At 64.9% G+C, this 5,340-nt stretch carries 7 protein-coding genes; 6 read left to right on the top strand and 1 reads right to left on the bottom strand.

Annotated features, from left to right (window positions below):
* A partial coding sequence (locus VFA16_RS22630) for an acyl-CoA dehydrogenase family protein (protein ID WP_324969985.1) occupies nucleotides 1–439 on the top strand: 439 nt, incomplete at its 5' end.
* Between the two features lie 2 nt (nucleotides 440–441).
* Here VFA16_RS22630 and VFA16_RS22625 read toward each other — a convergent pair.
* A complete protein-coding gene (locus VFA16_RS22625; protein WP_324969984.1) occupies nucleotides 442–1,662 on the bottom strand; it encodes a CaiB/BaiF CoA-transferase family protein in 1,221 nt (406 codons plus the stop codon).
* A 337-nt stretch (nucleotides 1,663–1,999) separates the two neighbouring features.
* On the opposite strand from VFA16_RS22625, the gene VFA16_RS22620 reads away from it, so the two are divergent.
* The 5 genes from VFA16_RS22620 to VFA16_RS22600 form a co-directional block, all read left to right on the top strand.
* A complete protein-coding gene (locus VFA16_RS22620; protein WP_324969983.1) occupies nucleotides 2,000–2,863 on the top strand; it encodes a mycofactocin-coupled SDR family oxidoreductase in 864 nt (287 codons plus the stop codon).
* On the top strand, nucleotides 2,863–3,861 hold the full coding sequence (locus VFA16_RS22615; RefSeq protein WP_324969987.1) for a thiamine pyrophosphate-dependent dehydrogenase E1 component subunit alpha: 999 nt from the start codon (nucleotides 2,863–2,865) through the stop codon (nucleotides 3,859–3,861). The genes VFA16_RS22620 and VFA16_RS22615 overlap by 1 nt, the downstream gene beginning before the upstream one ends.
* An 11-nt stretch (nucleotides 3,862–3,872) precedes the next feature.
* Nucleotides 3,873–4,871, top strand: coding sequence for an alpha-ketoacid dehydrogenase subunit beta (locus VFA16_RS22610; RefSeq protein WP_324969986.1), 999 nt, complete (start codon nucleotides 3,873–3,875; stop codon nucleotides 4,869–4,871).
* A complete protein-coding gene (locus VFA16_RS22605; RefSeq protein WP_324969982.1) occupies nucleotides 4,864–5,118 on the top strand; it encodes a lipoyl domain-containing protein in 255 nt (84 codons plus the stop codon). Before VFA16_RS22610 ends, VFA16_RS22605 begins: the two co-directional genes overlap by 8 nt.
* Nucleotides 5,109–5,340: enoyl-CoA hydratase-related protein (locus tag VFA16_RS22600; protein ID WP_324969981.1), on the top strand; the 232-nt coding region annotated here is incomplete at its 3' end. The genes VFA16_RS22605 and VFA16_RS22600, both read left to right, overlap by 10 nt.

Below are 5,340 nucleotides of genomic sequence, written 5' to 3'. Positions count from 1 at the left end.
CTCGACACCGGTGGATTTCGTCGTCCTGGCCACCAACACGGGACAGGGCGACAACGAACGCGTGCGAGAGATGGCCGGCCGAGTGCTGGTGCACCGCGTGGTCAGCGACCAGCTTGCCGAGCATGTGTACCGCAGCGTCCTCGAGGGCACGCTGCCGCCGGCAGCCGGCACCTTGATCCGGCTCTTCCACTCCGACACCGTGACTTTGGACATGGACACCGCGCTGGCGATTGCGGGTAAGGCCGGTGTAGTCAGCGGAGAGGGGGAAGGTTTGGAGCACGGGCTGCGCTATCTGTCACGGCAGACAGTCGCCATAGGTGGCGGCACCACGGAGATGGCCCGCAATGTGATCGGGGAACGGGTGCTGGGCTTCCCACGGGAATACGCCGCTGATCGCGGCGTGCCGTTCAAGCAGGTTCGGCACGGCAAATCCACCTGACTCTAGAGAGTTGCGCCGCTGTCCTTGGCCTTGACGATGTCGTCCCAGTCATAGCCGAGCTCGAGCAGTATTTCCTCGGTGTGCTGACCGTGCTCGGGCGCCCGGGCAGGCGGCGGCGGTATTTCATCGAATTGAACTGGGGCGGCAACGATTTCGTAGTCGACACCTTGGTCGTCCCTGTTGGTGACCAGATAGCCGTTCGGTTTGGCCTGCGGGTCATTGAGCACCTCGCGCGGAGTGGCCAGCGGGGCCCACACTCCCGGTTCGTCGGCCAGCGCCCAGCGCCAGTGGTCGAGGTCGTATTCGGCGAATTTGGCAGCTATCAGCTCTGTCGCCGCAGCTGTGTTGGCCACCAGGTTCGACGACGGTACGAAGCGCTCGTCAGTGGCCAGTTCGGGCAGGCCTATCCGCTCGCAGAAGCCGGCCCAGAACTTGTCAGGCTGAAGAAACACCAACTGGATCCAGCGGCCGTCCTTGGTTTTGTATCTGTTGACGAGCGGGTTTATTGCCAATCCGGGTGGTGCGCCGGGGATTCCGTCGATGTCGAACAGGTCGGCGACCGAAATCGAGGGCGCAATGCTCCACATCGCCTGCGCCAACAGCGAGGAGTCCACGATCGTCGGCTCGCCGGTGCGTTCCCGATGAAACAGTGCACCGCAGATGCCACCGGCCAACGTGATTCCGGCCTGCAGGTCGCCGAAGGCCGGGCCCTGAACGGCGGGGTGCTCGGTTCCAAACGGTGTGAGCGTGTAGGCGACTCCGCCACGAGCCAGGTAGGTGGCAGCATCGAATCCGCCCCGGTCACGGTCGGGCCCGCGCACACCCAATCCCGTTCCGCGGGCGATGATGATGTTCGGGTTGAAGCCGCGGATGTCCTCGACCGTCAGGCGGGCCCGTTGCAACGCTGCGGGTAGCCAGTTGGTGAGCAGCACGTCGGCTTGTGCCAGGAGCCGGCCGAAGATCTCGCGACCGGTATCGGTCTTGAGATCCAATGCGATGCTGCGTTTGCCGCGGTTGCTCAGCTCAAGAATGAAGTCAGTATCGGCACGGGCGGCTTGCCGGGTGAATCCCCCGATGACGAGTGCTCGGCCCGGGTCGCCGCTGGCGACGCTCTCGACCTTGACGACGTCGGCACCCCAGTCCGCCAGCGCCACACCAGCGGCCGGCACATAGGTCCACGACGCCAGCTCAACGACTCGGACGCCACTGAGTACGCCTGACATTTCTGACCATCCTCCGCTCAGCTCGAATCGCTGGTGAATGCAAGGGCCATTCCGAAAAGAAATCTCCGAACCCGCACATTGCCGTCGGTGTCTTCTCTATTTTAAGTATTCTAGATACTATAAGTATCCCTCAGACGGTACTGCCGCGGCGCGGCTTCGTGGAAGAGATGCGATGAAGTCGAAGGTTCGCCTTGACCCCGTTTCCGGCCGGGTTAGTGCGGCGAGCACAGGGACTGGGTAGGCAGTGGTTCAAACCTTGCGCCGATGCGTCGTCGGGTGAGCACGAATGACGTTGGGCGCCTGAGTCGTTGGTGAGAGTCTTCAGGAGGGACCGGCTATGGGCAGGGTGACGGGCAAGGTGGCGCTGATCAGTGGAGCCGCGCGTGGTCAGGGACGTTCGCATGCGCGGATGCTCGCCGCGGAGGGCGCCGACATCATCGCTGTAGACCTCTGCGCCGACATCGAAACCAACGAGTATCCGCTGGCCCGGCCGGAGGATCTCGACGAGACGGCGAGGCTCGTCGAGAAAGAAGGGCAGCGTGCGCTGACCGCGGTCGCCGACGTTCGCGACCGGGCGGCCCTGTCCGAGGCGATCGATCGTGGCGTCGCCGAGTTCGGCCGGCTGGACATCGTGGTGGCCAATGCCGGCATCTGCCCACTGACGGCGGGACTGCCACCACAGGCCTTCGCCGATGCCGTCGACGTGGACCTGGTCGGCGTGATTAACCTCGTGCACGCCAGCCTCAAGCATCTGCGGGCCGGCGCGTCGATCATCGTGACCGGATCCGTAGCGGCGTTCATGGCGTCGATGAACACCAGCGGCATCGACGGCGGCCCAGGCGGAGCGGGGTATGCCTTCGCGAAACAGGTTGTTGCACATTACGTTAACGATTTCGCGCTGCAACTGGCGCCGAAGTTCATCCGGATGAACGCAATCCATCCGACGAATTGCAACACCGACATGTTGCACAGCCCGCCGATGTACCGGGCTTTCCGGCCCGACCTGCAGCAGCCGACCCGCGAAGAGGCGGAGCTGTCGTTCCCGCTGATCCAAGCGATGCCGATTCCCTACGTCGAACCCGAGGACATCAGCGAGGCGGTGGTGTTTCTCGCCAGCGACGCCGCCCGCTACATCACCGGCCAGCAACTGCGCGTGGACGCGGGTGGCTTCCTCAAAGTCAAACCCTGGTCGGGGGTGTGATGGAACCGGCGGCGTCGGCGGCGGTGCCTGCGGACACCCAACGGCGCATCTACGAATTGATGGTGCTGATGAAGGCCGCTGACGACCGCCTGTCCAAGGGCATCGGCACCGGCGAGTTCATGTGCGTGTACTGGCCTTCGCGTGGACAGGAGGCCGTCGCCGCGGCGATCGGTGTCTCGCTACGGGACGACGACCAGCTGGTGACGACCTACCGTGGGCTGCACGATCTGATCGGCAAAGGTGTTCCGCTCGAAGAGATCTACGGCGAGATGATGGGCCGCACCGTCGGCGCCGGCCGCGGCAAGGGTGGCACCATGCACATCGCCAAGCCTGACAAGGGTGTCATGCTCTCGACCGGAATCGTCGGTGCCGGAGTGCCGGTGGGCGTTGGGCTGGCGATGGCGGCCAAGCGCAAAGGACTCGACCGGGTCACCGTAGTCAGCTTCGGTGACGGCGCAACCAACACCGGTTCGTTCCACGAGGCGGCGAATATGGCCGCGCTGTGGGACCTGCCGATGGTGCTGCTGTGCCAGAACAACCGGTACGCCGAGATGACGCCGACCGAACACACCATGAAGCTCGAGCGCATCGCGGATCGGGCCGCCGGCTACGGCATCCCGGGCGTCCGCGTCGACGGAAACGATCCGCTCGCGGTGAAGTCGGCGCTCGACGACGCGTTAGACCGGGCTCGGCGCGGCGACGGCCCGACGTTGCTGGAGTGCGTGACGTTTCGCTTCCGCGGTCACTACTTCGGTGACCGGATGCCGTACATCCCCAAGGATCAGCTTGCGGCTGCGATGGCGGCCGACCCCGTGCCGCGGTTCCGCGGTCATCTCGCTGAAACCGGCATCTGCGGCGACGACGAGCTCGACCGGATCGAGCGCGAGGTCGCCGACACCGTCGAAGCGGCGTTGCAGAGCGTCATGAGCGCCGAGCCGGCCACGGTCGAGGATCTCGAGCGCGACGTGTACGCCGATCCGATCGGGTTCCCGGTATGAGCGAGCCGGGCATGGACGAGAAAGAGATGACGATGCGCGAGGCGCTGAACCTCGCGCTGGACCAGGCGCTGCAGGCCGATGAGCGAGTGTTCTTGCTGGGTGAAGACATCGCCGATCCCGGCGCGACCGGCCCCACGGCGGGGCTATCGACGAAATACGGCAGCGACCGCGTGCTAGACACGCCGATCTCGGAGGCCGCGATCGTCGGGGCAGCGATCGGTGCGGCGATCGACGGCCTGTTGCCGGTGGCCGAGATCATGATCATGGATTTCATCGGGATCGCTGCCGACCAGTTGATCAACAACGCCGCCAAGCTGCGATTCATGACCGGCGGACGCACGACGGCCCCGATCACGGTGCGCACCCAGGTCTACGGCGGACTGGCCACTGGTGCAACACATTCCCAAACCCTGGAGGCGTGGTTCATGCATATTCCCGGGATGAAGGTGATCGTGCCGTCCACTCCACGGGACGGCAAAGGCCTGCTGACGTCGGCGATCTTCGACGAGGATCCGTGCCTGTTCGTCGAAACCATCCGTCTGCAAAGCCAACGCGGTTCGGTCCCTGTCGATCCCGGATTTTCCATCCCGCTCGGTCGCGCCGAGGTCAAGCGGCCCGGCACCGACGTGACCCTGATCAGCTACGGGCGCAGCGTGCATGACGCACTCGCAGCGGCGGCGACCTTGCAGGAGCAAGACATCGGCGCCGAGGTCGTCGACTTGCGCACGCTGGTACCACTCGACGTCGAGACCATGTGCGAGTCCGCCCGCCGCACCCGCCGGGTCGTGGTCGTACACGACGCCGTGCAGTTCTGCGGCCCCGGCGCCGAGATCGCGGCCATCCTGCAATCAGAACTGTTCGGTGAGCTCGCTGCACCCATCGAACGGGTGGGTGCCAGATTCGTCCCTAACCCGGCAACCCCCGCGCTCGAGGCCCAGGTGTACCCGTCGCTGGCGCGGATCGTCACCGCGGCGCAGCGCACCTTTCGGTCGGTGAGCGCGCGTGGGTGACTTCGTGATTCGCATCCCGCGGGTCTCTGTCGCGGTGTCCGAGGCCGAACTCGTCGAGCTGCTCGTCGCAAACGGCGAACAGGTCGAGGAAGGCGCGCCCATCTACGTCATCGCAACCGAGAAGGCCGAACAAGAGATCGAGGCCGGTGCATCGGGCATCGTTCAGTGGACGGCAGAAGTGGGCGTCACCTACGACATCGGCGCGGAGATCGGCGTGATCAAATCAGAGGAGAGGGCATGGATCTGAGGGAAACTCGCGAGCGGACCATCTACGAAAAGCAAGGCGCCATCGCGCGCATCACGCTGAACTGGCCCGAAAAGGCCAACGCGCAAGACCAGAAACTTGTCGAGGAGATGGACGCCGCCCTGGCCGACGCGGACCGCGACTACGACGTCAAGGTCCTGGTCGTCAAGGCCAACGGCAACGGGTTCTGCTCGGGACATGCCATCGGCAACAACTCCGTCGACT

Origin of the sequence: Mycobacterium sp. (assembly GCF_035653355.1) — a bacterium.
Taxonomy (GTDB): Bacteria; Actinomycetota; Actinomycetes; order Mycobacteriales; family Mycobacteriaceae; genus Mycobacterium.
This window is presented reverse-complemented; position numbering and strand designations above follow the sequence as displayed.